Consider the following 16590-nt stretch of genomic DNA (forward strand, 5'->3'; position numbering starts at 1 on the left):
CGGTAACGGAATCTTCTGCCAAACTTCGCTTGGTCATGAAGAGGGTGAAGAAGTACAAAGTGCTTTTGCTTATGACATTGCCCGGCGTATTGTATTTTCTGATTAACAATTATGTTCCCATGTTCGGTGTTGTTATCGCTTTCAAAAACATTAATTTCACAGACGGCATCTGGGGAAGCGAATGGATCGGATTCAAAAACTTCGAGTATCTGTTTAAGACGCAAGACGCTTTTATCATCACCCGAAACACGCTATTGTACAACATCGTCTTTATCGTATTGAACACGGTTATCGCCATCGCGCTTGCCATTATGTTAAACGAAATTAAAAATCGGATTCTCTCCCGCACCTATCAGAGTCTAATTCTCCTTCCTTACCTAATCTCTATGGTCATTGTCGGGTATTTGGTGCTTGCCATGCTGGATGTCGAGAAAGGATATATGAACAAAACGGTTCTTCCCTTTCTCGGATTGGGGGAAATCCCCTGGTACAGCGAGACGAAATATTGGCCTTATATCTTGACCATCGTGAGCGTCTGGAAAGGCGTTGGAAACCTATGTATCGTCTATTTGGCCTCTATCATCGGTATCGACCATGAATATTACGAGGCCGCAACGATTGACGGAGCCAGCAAATGGCAGCAAATAACACGTATCACGATTCCATTAATTACGCCTGTCATTACGATGATGACCTTACTGGCAATCGGCCGTATTTTCTACTCCGACTTCGGCTTGTTTTATCAAGTACCTCTCAACACCGGGCTGTTGATGCCTGTCACCAATACCATAGATACCTATGTATATCGCGCATTGATCAATCTTGGGGATATCGGGATGTCTTCCGCCGCCGGCTTATACCAAGCGACACTCGGGTTTATTCTGGTCATCGTTTCCAACTTTGTGGTTAAAAAAATAAACAAAGATAACGCCTTATTCTAGGGGGGATACGGAGTGAAAACAAGCAGGCTGTACCAGTTTTCCTTAAATACGATCATGCTTGTATTTACGATTTTCTGCATATTTCCGTTCGTGCTGCTCGTTTCAGCCTCATTCACCGACGATATGGAAATTGTCAGGAGCGGCTACAAGCTATTCCCCGAACAGTTTAGCACAGCGGCTTACCAGTATCTTTGGGACAATTCGGCCGATATTATTCGGTCCTATGGCATCACGATTTTAATTACATTGGTCGGAACGACTGTAGGACTTAGCATTTGCGCCATGATTGCTTATCCGCTATCCCGGCAAGAATTGCCGTTTCGTAATTTCCTGGCTTTCTATGTATTTTTTACCATGCTGTTTAATGGCGGATTGGTGCCGACTTATCTGCTTTACACCAACTTCTTCGATTTCAAAAATACGATCTTAGCCTTGATCCTGCCAGGGCTGTTATTGAACGGATTCTTCGTTATTCTGATGCGCACTTTTTTTGCCACCACCATCCCGGCGGCCATTATTGAATCCGCTTATATCGACGGGGCCAAGGATTGGAAAATATTTACCAACATTATTTTGCCGCTATCTACCCCTGTTCTGGCTACTGTTGGTTTATTTTATGCCATATTGTACTGGAATGATTGGTTTAACGGATTGATTTATGTGACGGACAAGAAATTTTTCAGCATTCAAAATCTGTTGAACCGCATCTTGCTTGATCTCCAATTTCTACAGTCCAACACGCAACAAGTAGGAAAAGGCGCTGAATTGGTGGCCAAATTACCGCTGGATGCGATGCGCATGGCGATGGCCGTCATCGGCATCATACCGCTGCTCTGCGCGTATCCGTTTTTCCAAAAGTATTTCGTGAAAGGTCTGACGATCGGCGCAGTCAAAGGCTAAGGCTACCTCCGGCAACAACCGGTTAGCGATATAAAAAACCACAATCATTGAAGGGGAGGTTGTTAAATGAAGAAGGAGAAGAAAAGGGTAACTGCAACGTTAGCGCTTGTTACGGCCATGACGATGGTGTTCGCGGGCTGCAGCAGCCCCAGCAGTTCCGGTGGTGACAAAGCAGCGGAGACCCCTAAGGCTACCGGCCAAAGCACGACGAAAGACGCCGGGAGCAGCGGCGCGAAGCTCGATCCTGTAGAACTCGTGATGGTTTACGCAGGGCCGGGAGAACCTAAAGATATGCAGGTTGTGCAAGAAGCCATCAACAAAGTAACCAAAGAAAAAATCAATGCGACCGTCAAACTGACGATGATCGGCTGGGCAGCCTGGCAGCAGCAATCTACGCTCATGCTTTCGGGCAACGAGAAAGTTGATTTGATGCTAAGCGGACTCGGCACCTACAGTCAGACGGTTGCAAGGGGACAATATATAGCACTCGATGATTTGCTGGCCAAGCAGGGGCAAGGCGTCAAGAAAGCACTGGATGATTTGGATCCCGCTTTCCTGAATGCCACCAAAATTAAAGGCAAAATCTATGCGGTACCTAGCATCCGAGATTTGGCTGCCGATTATGGGATCACTATGCGCAAAGATATCGTGGACAAATACAAGATTGACATCAGCAAAATCAAATCGTATGACGATCTCGATCCGATTTTCAAAATCGTGAAAGAAAATGAACCGAATATGATTCCGACGGTCAAATATTCAACCAATTCCATTATCGATACACATTTCAATGCCTATATGGATTCGCTGTCGGATGGCTTTGGCGTACTGCCGGGTCTGGATAACGGGCTGAAAGTCGTGAACTGGTACGAAACTCCCGAATACGCCAAAATGCTGGATATGGTCAGAAGATGGTTTGTGGCCGGGTACATTGCCAAGGATGCCGCAACCAGCACGGAAACCCAATATAACATGGTCAAGGCCGGCAAAGCGTTCTCCTTCATGTCTCATATGAAGCCGGGCATTGCGGAACAGGAATCCAGAATTTCAGGCGTTGAAATGGTTTCTGCCCATTTCGTGCCTGCTACAACGGCAACCGGCAATATTACATCCATTATGTGGAGCATTACCAAGAACTCCAAAAATCCGGAAAGAGCAATGATGCTGCTCAATCTGTTATACACCGACAAAGATCTGGTGAATCTGTTTGACTGGGGAATTGAAGGCAAGCATTATGTGAAAACATCAACAGACAACATCATCGAGTACCCGCAAGGCGTCGATCCGAAAACCCACGGCTATAACCTGAATATGGGCTGGATGTTCGGAAATCAGTTCTTATCCTACATTTTCAAAGGAGATAGCCCGACGCTCTGGAAAGAACTGGCTGACTTCAATAAAAATTCAAAGAAAAGCAAGGCACTAGGCTTTACCTACAGCGCGGAACCGGTAAAAACAGAAGTTGCAGCGGTGAGAAACGTGGTGGATCAATATCAGAAAGCACTTGAAACAGGTACCGTGGACCCTGTGACGAAATTGCCGGAATTCAACAAACAACTGAAGGCGGCGGGCATCGACAAGATCATTGCCGAGAAACAGAAGCAGCTGGATGAATGGGCTAAAACTAATAAGTAAAGGTGGTAATCCAATGAGCATTTTTGCAGGTATTAATATTTTCTCCGTAGCTAAAGAATTGGGTGAAGATTACTATGGCACATTAGAGAAGGTGGCATCCGCAGGGTACGAAAACATCGAGATGATCGGCTTTAATATGCAGAAACGGACACGGCTGATGGATGAATTTCCTGTGGAATCCGTCAGATCGAAATTTAAGGAATTAGGACTAAAGGCGATTGCGGCCCATGAGGGCACGATGCCCGGACAAGAGCTGATCGCGCATGATTGGGATCAGGTCATGGCCTATTATGGAGGGCTCGAATGCGAGAATATTGTGCTGCCGTCCGTTTGGATCCAAACCCGTGAGGAAACGTTGAAAACAGCGGAGCAAATGAATGAAGTCGGGAAAAAGTTGAAGGAAAACGGGTTTCGCTTTTATCTGCACAACCACGCGCACGAATTTAAACAAGACGGGGACCGGACGCTGTTCGATCTGTTCATGGAGAATACCGATCCGTCTTATGTCAAATTCGAGCTGGACTTGGTTTGGGTCATTCGCGCGGGTCTTGATCCGGTAGATGTATTGACGAAATTGGGAGATCGTTGCGACATCATCCATCAAAAGGACTTGAGCAAAAATCTCGCTCATCCCGTCAACTTATTCGAAGCTATTAAGCAGGGTGGAGCTGAAGAGCAAGATTTAATGCAAGTCTATAGAAAATACGTAAGTCCCAGCGATTTCGTAGATCTTGGCACCGGCAGAGTCGATCTTCCGTCCATCTATGCGCAGATCAAAGAAATGGGTCATGTTCGCTACGCGCTTGTTGAGAATGAGGGCGAATCAGCCGACAAATTTCTGAGTATCCGGAACGATTTGAACGTGCTGAAGCCGTACTTGTGATAAGAATCAGATCAGAGGAGTGGTAGAAGATGTCCAATAAGAAACTAAAGGTCGGAATTATCGGATGCGGAGGGATTGCCTTCCAAAAGCATATGCCTTCTTTGGCCAAAACCGGGGATTTGGCGGAGATGGTCGCCTTTTGCGATATCGTCCAAGAGAAAGCGGAGAAAGCGGCGAAAGAGTTTGGCGACGGTCATGCGCGAGTGTTTACGGATTACAGAGAGTTGTTGAAGGATGACTCGATTGATGTCGTCCATGTGCTGACCCCTAACTTGCAGCACTCGTTCATCACGGTTGATGCACTGGAAGCAGGTAAACATGTCATGTGCGAGAAGCCGATGGCGATCAATTCCGCAGAGGCAAGGAAAATGCTGGATGCGGCAAAGAGAACCGGCAAGAAACTGACGATCGGCTATCAAAATCGTTGGAATGACGATTCCCAAACGCTGTACCGGGCATGCCGTGAAGGCGCCCTGGGAGAAATTTATATGGCAAAAGCGCATGCTGTTCGTCGCCGTATGGTACCTACTTGGGGAGTATTCGCAGATAAAGAGCAGCAAGGCGGCGGTTGTTTGATCGACATTGGCACGCATGCGCTGGACTTGGCGTTGTGGTTTATGGATAACTATAAACCTGTATCGGTGACAGGCTCCGTCTTCTACAAATTGAAGGATAAGCCGGAAGGGAATCTATTGGGTCCTTGGAATCCTGAGACATTTAACGTCGAAGATTCGGCCTTTGGGCTTATCAAAATGGAAAATGGAGCGACCATATTCCTCGAGAGCTCCTGGGCGCTGAACACAACCGATGTCAAGGAAGCGAAAGCGTCGTTGTTCGGGACGGATGGCGGCGCAGAGATGAAGCAAACGAGCGATTTCAAAGGCGAGCTTGTTTTTAACCATGTGCAGTTTGGTAAACTTGTCGAAAGCAAACCGATGTCCGGCCCGGGCATAGCCTATTTCGGACCGAATTCTTCGGATCCGGGCATCAAAGAAGCACGGCAATGGCTGGAGAGCATCCTTCATGATACGGAACCTCTTGTTAAGCCGGAACAGGCGTTTGTTGTCACGCAAATCCTTGAAGCCATTTATCAGTCGGCCGAAACCGGCAAAGAAGTCGTATTCTAAAATCACTCTGCGAATCAACGTTGTTCGGATCACGAAACATGTGACCGGACAGCGTTTTTCACTTTTTGAGGCCTTTTTCTCAATGAATCCGATATTGCCTGGGAGTAACCCCAGTTTTCTTTTTGAAAACTTTGGTGAAGTAGCTTTGATCATGAAAATTTAATCGCGTACAGATCTCCGATATTGAATAGTTGGTCAGCGCCAATAACTTTTTGGCTTCTTCTATTTTTTCTCCTTGGATGTATTCGCTAATCGTCATGCCAACTTCTTTACGAAATAATTGGGAGAGGTAGCCTGCGCTCAAACCCACGATTTGAGATATTCGATTCAATGTCAATTCCTCGTAAAGATGGTTGAAAACCGTGTTGATGCAGAGTGCAATCGGCTTGGAATAGTGCCGCTCCTTACCTAGCAGCACCCGGTTTGCGAAATCGCAAAGGGCCTCCGTTCTAACTCGTATGACGTCTTTGACATCCGCTAGCTCTTCAATGTGCTGAATATAAAGATCGCTCATCGTATAGGCAACTTCCGGAAACAGCCCGCCATCCATGGCTGCACGCGTTGCAAGTGTGATGGAGGCGATGGCTAAATTTTTTTTGCTCCTTAATCGGCTTTTCTTGGACAGGATGCCAACCTGCTCTTCAGGGACTTTGTCGATAAGTCGGAGCAAATCTTCCGTGCGCCCTTCTCTAATGCATTGAAAAATCCGTTTCTCTTCTATGGGCGTATGGTGAAAAGCGACGTTCAATCTGCGATTGGATAGATTTAAATCGATATTCTCGATCGGAGCTTCGGACGACGTCTGTTGTATGCCGTTTTTTTGAGAAATCTCCGTTATGTCGAGTTTTTTTTCGTAAATCATGAAGTAAAGCAATGCGCTCATATGAAGTAATTTATTGTCGCAATAAGCATAGGGCCCTAATAGGATGCTCCCATCATATTGGTTTCCATGTAATAATTGAATGGCTACATAATGTTCGAATTCAGTAATCGCAATCAGGACCGGAAAATCACCAGGCAGCTCAGAGAGAGAAAGATCGTTAAACCAACGACTCGGCATATTTGGACTGCACGCGAAGACAATTTCGCTTTTACAATCGATGTAACAAACTGGGAGTTTGAAATTGTCGTGCATCAATTGACAAACAGACTCTATTTTTTCTAGGCCGATCCAGTCCCTACATTCCATGAATTTTCCGCCCCTTTAAAAAAGATGCATCCATATTCATATCGTACCATAATGGTGTCATCTCAGGGTTAGAACAATTCAAGACAATGTTGACTGATTCATCGTGCTTAGAATATGATGGGTCTGTCAAAAGATGAGGGGAGAGCGATGATGGCATTTTTCCTTCAAGCCTTTGCTAGCCGGCTGACCCGGAAATACTTATTGATCTTTTCGTTCGTATTGATCATACCGACGATCGTTATTTACCGGGTTATTGTAAGCTACGCGCATCATGTCATGGAAGAGCATATCTCCCGCGATAATTTGATCGGTGCTGATGCGATCGTCAAGCGATTGAATGCTGAAATTACGGATGTCGTGCTGCAACTGCAGCTTATTGCAGGCCAGAATCTCGCGGTTCATTCAGATGAACAAACCATGTACGAGAATGCAAAGCAAACGATTGCTAAAAGTTCAATGATACATTCGATCTACTATGTCGACAACGAATCGCAGCTGCGCTTCGAAGCACCTTTTTCTCCAGTTATGCAAGCGGTTTCTTATGCCTATCCTGGACTTGAGCATGTTCGATGGAGCTACACCTATATGGTATCCGGTCTTATCCCGAACTATCGAAATGAAACAGCAGTCACGATTGCTGTTCCTGTCTATTATAAAGACCGGACGTTTCACGGTGCGCTCGTTGCAGAGCTGAGCCGGGACTACTTGTCCGAGATGCTACGTACAATGAGCGCGAGCCGGGAGGGATTCAGCTATTTGCTCGATCTGAATGGCCGTGTCATTGCATCTTCGGATGAAGCGATACTTGGAATGGACTTCGGGCACGATCCGATCGGAGAGCGATTGATGGTAGGCGATTCGGGCCTCGTTTCAAGCTTATATCAAGGCAAAGAAAGTATTGTCGCTTTTCAGCAAATCCGCGATAACTGGGGGCTTGCGCTCGGTATACCGAAGGATATCGCATTTCAACCAGTAAAGACATTAGCCCAGGCGTTAACGGTCAGTTTTTTCGCAATTATTGTGCTTTCGCTCTTTCATATTTTGCTCGGCATGAGACAGTTGCTCTATCCGATCATTCATTTGACCCGGTTTGCAAAAAAATACAGACAAGAACATGCGTTGGACACGCTGCAATCAGGTCGGGTGGATGCGAAGGACGAGCTGAGCGAGTTGACCGGAACGATGAAAGCACTGACAAGAGAGCTTGATTTTAAGGAGCGTTTTCTTCGAGATATTATCGAGGGCATTCCATACGCGGTTGTAACCGTAAATCATGAGGGCATAGTCACACATGCCAACGAAAAATTTTCCCAATTGTTTCAAATCCAATGGCCGGATCCGGCCAAACGGCATCTGTCGGTTATTCCGGAGTTGTCGATCATCCCTTCGCTTCATGGAGAAAGGGAATTGGCGATTCCGGGATCGCGGGGGGAACGGATTATTGTACGTATTGTTACGGCGCCTTTCCAAAATGGCGTGCTTGCCGTACTTCAGGATATTACGCAAATCAAGCTGTTGGAAGAGCAGGTCAATCAGAGCGAAAAGCTGGCTCAGATGGGCCAAATAACGGCCGGGGTGGCACACGAGCTTAAAAATCCGCTTGCCGTACTGGCCAGCAGCTCCGAATTATTAAAAGATGAAATGATGGAAGAACGTCAAGATCCTGAATTGATCCGTACGCTTGTGATGGATATCGACGAAGTGATTACGCGTATGAGCGGCATCGTTAATCAATTTCTATCGTTTGCCAAAACGAAGAACGAGCATGAAAGCTTGATCGAAATCGACCAACTCGTCGATCGTGTTCTACACTTGCTGCGAATCAAATTTAACGAATCGCAGGTCATTGTGAACAAGAGATATGCGTTGGAACTGCCTCCGATAGCAGGGAGGTACAATAAGTTGATCCAACTCTTTCTCAATCTGTTTTTGAACAGTATTGATGCCATGCCGAACGGCGGTACATTGATGCTTAGCATTCAAACAAGCGATCCTTACCTTGAAGTGAAAATTGAAGATTCCGGAGAAGGAATTTCCCAGAGCGATATGCAGTGGTTGTTTAATCCGTTCTTTTCTACCAAAGAGCAGGGAACGGGGATCGGTTTGACGATCGCTAGTGAAATTATTCGGGAGCACGGGGGAGAAATCCAGATCGAAAGCGTGCTTCATGAGGGGACAAGCGTAATTTGTAAATTTCCAATCCATAGATAGGAGGTAACAGTATGACACATCGAATCTTAGTCGTAGACGATGAGGTGAAGTTATGTCGCAACATTGCGATAAAATTAGAGCGCATCGGCTATCAAGTAGATACTGTCTACGATGGGAAAACAGCCATCGGTTTGATTGAACGGTTTACCTATGGCGCGGTCATTTTGGACTATATGCTGACGGATATGACCGGGTTGGATGTGCTTCAGGCAATTAAGCAGAAGCATCCTTACCTCCTTGTATTCATGCTTACGGCTTACGGGAATGTGGAGAATGCTGTGATGGTTATGAAGCTTGGAGCGACAGACTACTTCAATAAGCCGATTGAACTGAAGCTGCTGGCTTCGAAAATCGAGGCCGTGCTGCCTTTGAACGGTGCCGAAGAGATGGCGGGCGCAATGGCTTTTGCCAGCGAACCTATGAAGCGGATCCGCGAGATGCTGGAGCGGGTGAACCAAACGGATGCAAGCATCTTGCTGCTTGGGGAAAGCGGCGTCGGCAAAACGGCGCTCGCAAAGTGGATTCATCAGGAAAGCCGGCGGCATAATCATCCATTCATCTCGCTGAATTGTGCCGCCATCCCGGATAATCTGCTGGAAAGCGAATTGTTTGGTTATGAAAAGGGCGCTTTTACCGGTGCCGTAGATATGCGCATCGGCAAATTCGAAGCAGCGAACCAAGGAACCATTTTTCTTGATGAAATCGGTGAAATGTCACTTGCCACACAGGCGAAACTGCTGCATGTGATTGAAGAAAAACGAATTATACGGCTCGGAAGCCACCAGGAACGTCAAGTGGATGTTCGCATCATTGCTGCAACTAACCGGAATATACAAGAATTCGTCCGTGACGGAAAGTTTCGCGAGGACTTATACTACCGCTTAAATTTGGTGGAAATAACAATTCCCCCGCTGCGCGAACGCAAAGAGGACATCGCAGTGCTTGTCCAGCAAAAGCTGCATGAATTGAATACGAAATACGGTAAATCCGTCACAATCACTGAAGAGCTCAGGAAAGCGTTCGAATCCCTGACGTGGTCCGGGAACGTTCGGGAATTGTTCAATGTCCTCGAGCGGATGCATATCCTCAAAGCTAGCGGACAGCTGCATCTCGGAGAACTCCCGGCGAATTTGTCCGTACAATCGGAAAGCAAATTGAACGAATCGCCAGCAGGCAAGCTGCAAGATGTGCTTGAGGAGGTTGAGGAGAAAATGATCGAGGATGCGCTGCTTCGCGCCAAGGGCAACCAGACAAAAGCTGCAGACCTCCTTGGTATCTCCCGCAATACGTTAATTCACAAGATGAAGAAGATCAAACGATGATGAGACGAGATCGGTCCTTTTCCTGGATATCGCTTATATCGATAGGTTGTCTACTTTTGTTATCAGCTTGTTACAACCAGGGAAGTTTGGAAAAGCCAAGTGAGCTCAATAAACCGCTTCCGCTGAACAAAACGAAAATAACGGTCGGATCCAAATCGATGACGGAGCAATATTTATTGATGAAAATGACATCGCTTGTATTGCGGGAGCACGGCTATCCGGTGAATGAGATGGTTACGCTGGATAGCGATGCGGTTCGCTCCGCAATGGAAGCCGGGGTTATTGACTTGTATTGGGAATATACAACAACGGCAAGGCAATATTATCAAAAACAGCCGCCATTGTATGTTCCTGATGAAGTTTACCGGGCGGTCTCGGAAGCAGACGCTGGCAAGGGTATTGTCTGGCTTCCAAAAAGCAATTTTAATAGCAGTTGGGCTCTGTTCATGCGGGATGATGTAGCTAAGCAGCTCGATATTCACACCATTTCGGATTTGGCACGCGTGTTCAAGGAAAAACGCCCGTCTATGAAATTCGCCACCAATGATGAATATCAACAAAGGGAAGACGGCATGAAACGGCTTCAGGAGATCTATGACTGGGTCATTCCGAAAAGTCAAAGCGTTGCGATGGATACAAGCCTGCTGCCTCAGGCTGTAAAAGAATCGCGTGTAGAAGTCGCGGTGGGACTTGCGTCAGATCCCCGAATTAAAGAGCATCATCTGTTGATCATTGAGGATGACCGCCATTTATTTCCGCCCTACCATGCGGCTCCGGTCATCATTAGAAAGACGCTCGAACTAAATCCGGAGATTAGCGAAATCATTGAACCGATTGCAAAAGTCGTCAATAATGACAATATGATGGAATTGATGTATCAAGTCGATATTTTGCACAAAGATGTGACGCAAACCGCTCGTGAATTTTTATTGCAAAATCATATTCTTAAGCCATGATAGAACACGGATGATAACCGTGTTCTTTTTTTTGTCGGTTTAGTGCACGGCTGCAGAGGTGTCTTTCATCGTTACAGAGGCGATCGGGGGATGATTTCGTGTCTCTAACGATGTTTTGAATGCTTACAGACGAGAAAAAAAGCAGTAGTGTACGCTGAGCGAAGCTAGAAAAGTGTTTTTCATTGTTCTAGACATGTGGCGATGTTGCAATCGTGTCTGAAACAATATTTTTCATCTTTACAGACGAGAGGATGGAGGATTGACAAAGCCAAGTTCGCTGCCATACGTACGACTTTAGACAAGGACCTGGTCATAGACCAGGTTTTTCGCATCTTGTGAACAGTCAAAATTGCGCAATATATTTACAGTTTGATGTAAAACTTTTGTGCAATCGCTTACATTCCTGGTGTCTTCCGCGTTTCTTTTATGGATTTTGTAACGGTTTTATCAATTGGCACGCTTCTTGCTATGTATTAAGGACATAAGACTAAATGAGGTGAAGAGATGAAAATTACAGCGATTGATATCAAACACTATCTGCTTCCGCTAGACCCGCCTTTCAAAGCGGCTTGGGATCCGAATCCGAGAAAGAAATTTGCTTCCACAATTGTAAAGGTTCATACCGACGCAGGGATTACGGGAATCGGTTCCGGAGACTTAATGACCGGTTTTGAAGGACACGAGCATCTATTTATCGGCAAAGACCCGTTCGAAATTGAACGGCATGCCCAAGTCATATACAATATCGATTTTCATTATGGACGTTGTTGGAGCCTCGATCTTGCCCTATGGGATTTAATGGGTAAAGCTTCCGGGCAACCCGTTTACAAGCTGCTTGGCGGGCGTAGCAATAAACTTCTTGCATACGCTTCCAACGGAGAGATCGTCGAACCGAGCGAGCGGGCTGAACGGGCGAAGAGGTTTATCGAACAAGGCTATAAGGCGATGAAGATTCGGTTTCACCATGCAGACGTTCGCGATGATATTAAGGTCGTTGAAGAAGTGCGCAAAGCCGTAGGCAATCGGATTGAAATCATGATTGATGCAAACCAAGGATGGAAAATGCCGTGGGATACGGAGCCAACGTGGGATTTAAAAAAGGCGTATCAAGTGGCGAAAGAATTGGAGCAGTTAAACGTATTTTGGCTGGAGGAGCCTCTGCCGCATTATGACTTTCGCGGACTCGCCAAGCTTCGTGAGATGACTGGAATCCGCATTGCGGGCGGAGAAATGAACAGGCGCATGCACGATTACGTCGAGCTGAATCGCTTGGGTTCGCTTGATGTTTATCAACCGGACGTCGCTTTATCCGGAGGCATAACGTACACAAAGAAAATTGCCGATCTTGTACAGGCGGATGGCGCATGGTTCACTCCGCATACGTGGACGAACGGAATCGGCGTACTGGCCAATCTGCATTTGGCCGCTGCCGTTAGTCTGTGTCCGTATTTCGAATTTCCGTATGACCCTCCAGCTTGGACGGCCGAACGCAGAGACTTCGTCATGGCGAATAAACTGCAAGTTGATAGCGAGGGGTATCTGACTCTCTCTGATGCACCGGGTCTCGGCATCGAGCTCGATGAAGAAGCGCTGGAGCGATACGCTTATAAACACGTGTATGTAGGTGAAAGCTGATGAGCTACTTGCTTAGCAATCTGGATAAGGTAGGGGCGCTATTTGGAGAACACGTGCTATTGACGTTTACATCACTCGGAATTGCCCTGCTTTTCGCAGTGCCGATCGGATTTCTGGTCGCCAAGTACCGGAAGCTGTATACACCGGTGACAGGTGTGCTGGGAATTATCTATACGATTCCCAGCATGGCGCTCTATGCGACGCTGATTCCATATACGGGGCTAGGCGTCAAGACGGCTACGATCGGTCTTGTTGCTTACGCACAGATGATTTTGGTGCGGAATATTGTATCCGCCATTAAAGGCATCGATCCGTTGATGCTGGAGGCTGCCAAGGGCATGGGGATGAGCAAATGGCAGATTGTTTGGAAAATCGAGCTGCCGTTATCCGTTCCGGTGATCCTGGCAGGCATTCGAATTGCAACGGTATCCATTATCTCGATCGGCACGATTGCGGCATGGATCGGCGGCGGCGGACTCGGTACGCTAATTTTTCAGGGCTTGAACCATCAGCATACCGGCAAGATCATTGCGGGCACCATTGCGATCACCTTTTTAGCCATCACGGCGGATGTTTTGTTCCGTTGGATTGAGCGTCTGCTTCGTCCGAAAATGGCATAGTCGATGCTCATGAATGCATGCATCTTGTGGAAAGTGTTTAGGGGAGGTGAACGTATTGGTTTGGGAAGAGATTCAAACGTATTTTCATGAAAACGCATCCGTTTTTTGGGGCAACTTATTCAGCCACATTCAGCTTAGTCTCGCGGCCATCGGCGCCGCATTAATTCTATGCGTGCCGCTCGGCATATGGATCTCCAGAAAGCTTTCAATCGCTGATTACATCATCAATGGCATCAACATGTTTCGTGTTGTACCGAGCCTGGCCATCCTGGCATTGGCCATGCCTCTGCTTGGGGTTGGATTTATTCCTGCTCTGCTTGCTTTAACTGTACTGGCCTGTCCACCGATTATCATAAACACTTATGTGGCATTTCGGGAGATCGATGCCGGTATCAAGGAAGCGGCGAAAGGCATGGGAATGACAGCTCTGCAGACGGTACTCAAGGTGGAGTTTCCGCTGGCTCTCCCCGTTATGTTGGCAGGAGTACGAACAGCATCTGTAGAGGTGATTGCCAGCGCTACGCTCGCAGTGCTGATCGGCGGAAACGGGCTTGGCAGCTACATAATCAATGGCGTCAGTATGATGTCCAAAAGTTTTTTGCTCATAGGAGCCGTTCCTGTTGCATTGTTAGCCATTATTAGTGAATTTGTATTCGCTTACATTCAAAAACGTTTAAGTTATTACTAATGAATGATCAATACGGCCTTAATGGCGATTGATAAATTTGAATCTAACGAAAAGGGGACCTATCACATGAAAAAACGCATTATGGTGTTATCCGTATTAACGCTCGCTGCAGCTGCAGCTCTGGCAGGCTGTGGCAACGGAGGATCGAAAGAAGCCTCTGCCGGCGGATCTACTGCGAAGAAATTGACGATTGCGCTGACGGTCGGCTCCAAAGATAATACGGAAAACCATCTGATCGGTGAAATGTATGCTGAAATTTTCGAGGACATGGGTATTAAGGTGTCAAGAAAGTTGAGCTTGGGTGGTACAGCCCCGACTTTCGAAGCATTGAAAAAAGGCGATCTGGACATTTACCCGGAGTATACGGGAACAGGCCTGACCGTGATGCTCAAACAACCGGTAGAGAAGGATCAGAAGAAAGTGGAGCAGATGCTTAGCGAGGGCTTTAAACAATGGAATCTCGAATGGCTGGAGTCCGCGCAGGAAAATGCCACGTATGGTTTTGCTGTGAAGAAAGAGACAGCTGACAAATACAAGCTCCTCACGATATCCGATTTGGCCGCTCATAGCAGCGAATTGACGCTGTCCTATCCGCAGGAATTTGATGTGCGTGATGATGCGCTCCCGGGCTTGCAAAAAGTATTTAAGGATAAAGGCGGATTCAAGTTCAAGAAACAATTCCAAATTGATTACAGTCTCCGTTATAACCCGCTGAAAGACGGTCAATCGGATGTGACCGTATCTGTCGGAACGGATGGGCAGATCGCTGGTCTTGGCTTGAGCCAATTAAAGGATGATGTCGGCTTTTTCCCTGCTTACCATGTTGCGCCGTTGATTCGCAAAGAGAAGCTGGATGCGGAGCCTGCGATCAAGGATCGATTGAATCAATTGTCTAAGCTTCTTGACGATAAAGCCATTCAAAAATTGAACTGGCAGGTCGACGGACCGGAGAAGAAAGAAATTGAAGCGGTTGCCAAAGCATTCTTGAAGGAAAACAAACTCATCAAATAACGCGGAGGTTCTTATGCTGACGATACAAACGAAACTTTACATTGATGGGGAGTGGACGGAGGCTGGATCCAGCCTTCGCTCTTCCGTCAATAACCCGGCAACGGGGGAGCTGATTACTGAGATCGTTTCTGGAGGCAAAGAAGCGGCGCGACTCGCCGTTGAAGCTGCCCACCGGGCCTTTCCGGTCTGGTCCGGCACGGCGGCGGAAGAACGATCCGTTTGGCTGCGCAAGATGTACGACGCCATCGTCGATGGCGCCGACCGGTTAGCGGAAATCATGACTTTGGAGCAAGGGAAACCGCTGGAAGAAGCCAAGGGTGAGGTGCTTTGGGGCGCGGAATTCCTTCTCTGGTACTCCGAGGAAGCCAAACGGATTAATGGTGAAATCATCCCTCCGTCGCGCACAACGCAGAAGATCCTGGTGCAGCGGCAACCGATCGGTGTTGTAGCGGCGATCACGCCTTGGAATTTCCCGACATCGATGATTACCCGCAAGCTTGCTCCGGCATTGGCCGCAGGCTGCACAACCGTTATTAAACCGGCTCCGGACACGCCGCTGTCGGCAATCGCTTTATTTGAAATTTTTGACCAAATCGGTTTGCCAAAAGGCATTGTCAACTTGGTTCTCGGTGATGCGGAGCAGATCGGTCGCGAGTTTTTGGATAACGAGAAAGTCCGTAAAATCAGCTTTACCGGCTCTACGCAGGTGGGAAAATATTTGCTTGAGCAATCCGCCAAGCAGGTCAAAAAGGTTTCGCTTGAACTCGGCGGCCATGCGCCGTTCATTGTTTTTGAAGATGCGGATCTGGATGCGGCAGTTGAGGGGCTGATGTACAACAAATTTCAAAATGGCGGACAGACCTGTATTTGTGCAAACCGCATACTTGTCCAGGCATCGGTGCAGGAAGCTTTTATCGAGAAGTTCTTTTCTAAAATTAAACAGCTGCGGGTCGGCAATGGCATGAAGCCCGGCGTGCAAATGGGACCGCTTATTCATGCCCAGGCTGTCGTCAAAGTGCAGGAACAAGTGCAAGACGCGATGGATAAAGGAGCGACACTCGTTTGCGGCGGTCATGCGCTCACAGAAGGGGAATATGCGGAAGGAAGCTTTTTTGCCCCGACTATACTGGCGGATGTTACACCGGAAATGAAGATTTTCAACGAAGAAACGTTCGGTCCAGTAGCGCCGTTCATCACGTTCGAGACGGAAGAGGAAGCGATTCGTCTCGCCAATCATACACCGTATGGCCTGGCCTCCTATTTTTACTCCACGAATCTCGCCCGGACGATGCGCGTCAGTGATGCGCTGGAATATGGCATGATCGGTGTGAATGAATCTGCGCTTGGTTACGTGCAAGCGCCATTCGGCGGCATCAAGCAAAGCGGGATGGGGCGTGAGGGCGGTCAACACGGTGTCGACGATTTTCTGGAATACAAATATGTAAATCTGAATTTCTGATGAGGTGAGAAGC

At 47.3% G+C, this 16590-nt stretch carries 14 protein-coding genes; 13 read left to right on the plus strand and 1 reads right to left on the minus strand.

Features of this window, described 5'->3' with window-relative positions; translation table 11 throughout:
- Positions 1–35 precede the first annotated feature (35 nt).
- The 5 genes from ACFQZT_RS21150 to ACFQZT_RS21170 all read left to right on the plus strand — a co-directional run bounded on the left by ACFQZT_RS21150 (position 36) and on the right by ACFQZT_RS21170 (position 5486).
- Positions 36–941: an ABC transporter permease gene (locus ACFQZT_RS21150; RefSeq protein WP_379303193.1), complete on the plus strand. Its 906-nt coding sequence runs from the start codon at positions 36–38 to the stop codon at positions 939–941.
- 54 nt (positions 942–995) lie between these two features.
- A complete protein-coding gene (locus tag ACFQZT_RS21155; protein WP_379303195.1) occupies positions 996–1841 on the plus strand; it encodes a carbohydrate ABC transporter permease in 846 nt (281 codons plus the stop codon).
- A gap of 66 nt (positions 1842–1907) precedes the next feature.
- Positions 1908–3476 (plus strand): ABC transporter substrate-binding protein, encoded by a 1569-nt coding sequence (locus tag ACFQZT_RS21160; protein WP_379302826.1) that lies wholly within the window; start codon positions 1908–1910, stop codon positions 3474–3476.
- Positions 3477–3489: 13 nt separating this feature from the next.
- Complete coding sequence (locus tag ACFQZT_RS21165) at positions 3490–4359, plus strand: sugar phosphate isomerase/epimerase family protein (RefSeq protein ID WP_379302827.1); 870 nt, start codon at positions 3490–3492, stop codon at positions 4357–4359.
- A gap of 29 nt (positions 4360–4388) precedes the next feature.
- The gene (locus tag ACFQZT_RS21170; protein ID WP_379302828.1) at positions 4389–5486 is read left to right on the plus strand and encodes a Gfo/Idh/MocA family protein; all 1098 of its coding nucleotides are present in this window, start codon (positions 4389–4391) and stop codon (positions 5484–5486) included.
- Between the two features lie 79 nt (positions 5487–5565).
- On the opposite strand, the gene ACFQZT_RS21175 is transcribed toward ACFQZT_RS21170, so the two are convergent.
- The gene (locus ACFQZT_RS21175) at positions 5566–6546 is read right to left on the minus strand and encodes an AraC family transcriptional regulator (RefSeq protein WP_379302829.1); all 981 of its coding nucleotides are present in this window, start codon (positions 6544–6546) and stop codon (positions 5566–5568) included.
- A 276-nt stretch (positions 6547–6822) separates the two neighbouring features.
- On the opposite strand from ACFQZT_RS21175, the gene ACFQZT_RS21180 reads away from it, so the two are divergent.
- The 8 genes from ACFQZT_RS21180 (at position 6823) to ACFQZT_RS21215 (ending at position 16577) form a co-directional block, all read left to right on the plus strand.
- Positions 6823–8886, plus strand: a complete 2064-nt coding sequence (locus tag ACFQZT_RS21180; protein ID WP_379302830.1) for an ATP-binding protein — start codon at positions 6823–6825, stop codon at positions 8884–8886.
- Between the two features lie 11 nt (positions 8887–8897).
- Positions 8898–10208, plus strand: a complete 1311-nt coding sequence (locus ACFQZT_RS21185; protein ID WP_379302831.1) for a sigma-54-dependent transcriptional regulator — start codon at positions 8898–8900, stop codon at positions 10206–10208.
- A gap of 56 nt (positions 10209–10264) precedes the next feature.
- Positions 10265–11164: an ABC transporter substrate-binding protein gene (locus ACFQZT_RS21190; RefSeq protein ID WP_379302832.1), complete on the plus strand. Its 900-nt coding sequence runs from the start codon at positions 10265–10267 to the stop codon at positions 11162–11164.
- 504 nt (positions 11165–11668) lie between these two features.
- Positions 11669–12799, plus strand: coding sequence for a mandelate racemase/muconate lactonizing enzyme family protein (locus tag ACFQZT_RS21195; RefSeq protein WP_379302833.1), 1131 nt, complete (start codon positions 11669–11671; stop codon positions 12797–12799).
- On the plus strand, positions 12799–13419 hold the full coding sequence (locus ACFQZT_RS21200) for an ABC transporter permease (RefSeq protein WP_379302834.1): 621 nt from the start codon (positions 12799–12801) through the stop codon (positions 13417–13419). Before ACFQZT_RS21195 ends, ACFQZT_RS21200 begins: the two co-directional genes overlap by 1 nt.
- 46 nt (positions 13420–13465) lie before the next feature.
- On the plus strand, positions 13466–14107 hold the full coding sequence (locus ACFQZT_RS21205; protein ID WP_379302835.1) for an ABC transporter permease: 642 nt from the start codon (positions 13466–13468) through the stop codon (positions 14105–14107).
- A 66-nt stretch (positions 14108–14173) separates the two neighbouring features.
- On the plus strand, positions 14174–15118 hold the full coding sequence (locus tag ACFQZT_RS21210) for an ABC transporter substrate-binding protein (protein WP_379302836.1): 945 nt from the start codon (positions 14174–14176) through the stop codon (positions 15116–15118).
- A gap of 13 nt (positions 15119–15131) precedes the next feature.
- Positions 15132–16577 (plus strand): NAD-dependent succinate-semialdehyde dehydrogenase, encoded by a 1446-nt coding sequence (locus tag ACFQZT_RS21215; protein ID WP_379302837.1) that lies wholly within the window; start codon positions 15132–15134, stop codon positions 16575–16577.
- The last annotated feature ends 13 nt before the right edge of the window (positions 16578–16590 follow it).

It is taken from the genome of Paenibacillus sp. GCM10027628 (genome assembly GCF_042676385.1).
Taxonomy (GTDB): Bacteria; Bacillota; Bacilli; order Paenibacillales; family NBRC-103111; genus Paenibacillus_E.

Coding starts and splice junctions, on each gene's coding strand:
- ACFQZT_RS21215 (WP_379302837.1), top strand. CDS start 15,132: ATGCTGACGATACAAACGAAACTTTACATTGATGGGGAGTGGACGGAG.
- ACFQZT_RS21195 (WP_379302833.1), top strand. CDS start 11,669: ATGAAAATTACAGCGATTGATATCAAACACTATCTGCTTCCGCTAGAC.
- ACFQZT_RS21200 (WP_379302834.1), top strand. CDS start 12,799: ATGAGCTACTTGCTTAGCAATCTGGATAAGGTAGGGGCGCTATTTGGA.
- ACFQZT_RS21170 (WP_379302828.1), top strand. CDS start 4,389: ATGTCCAATAAGAAACTAAAGGTCGGAATTATCGGATGCGGAGGGATT.
- ACFQZT_RS21210 (WP_379302836.1), top strand. CDS start 14,174: ATGAAAAAACGCATTATGGTGTTATCCGTATTAACGCTCGCTGCAGCT.
- ACFQZT_RS21165 (WP_379302827.1), top strand. CDS start 3,490: ATGAGCATTTTTGCAGGTATTAATATTTTCTCCGTAGCTAAAGAATTG.
- ACFQZT_RS21185 (WP_379302831.1), top strand. CDS start 8,898: ATGACACATCGAATCTTAGTCGTAGACGATGAGGTGAAGTTATGTCGC.
- ACFQZT_RS21175 (WP_379302829.1), bottom strand. CDS start 6,546: ATGCCGAGTCGTTGGTTTAACGATCTTTCTCTCTCTGAGCTGCCTGGT.
- ACFQZT_RS21180 (WP_379302830.1), top strand. CDS start 6,823: ATGATGGCATTTTTCCTTCAAGCCTTTGCTAGCCGGCTGACCCGGAAA.
- ACFQZT_RS21150 (WP_379303193.1), top strand. CDS start 36: ATGAAGAGGGTGAAGAAGTACAAAGTGCTTTTGCTTATGACATTGCCC.
- ACFQZT_RS21155 (WP_379303195.1), top strand. CDS start 996: ATGCTTGTATTTACGATTTTCTGCATATTTCCGTTCGTGCTGCTCGTT.
- ACFQZT_RS21160 (WP_379302826.1), top strand. CDS start 1,908: ATGAAGAAGGAGAAGAAAAGGGTAACTGCAACGTTAGCGCTTGTTACG.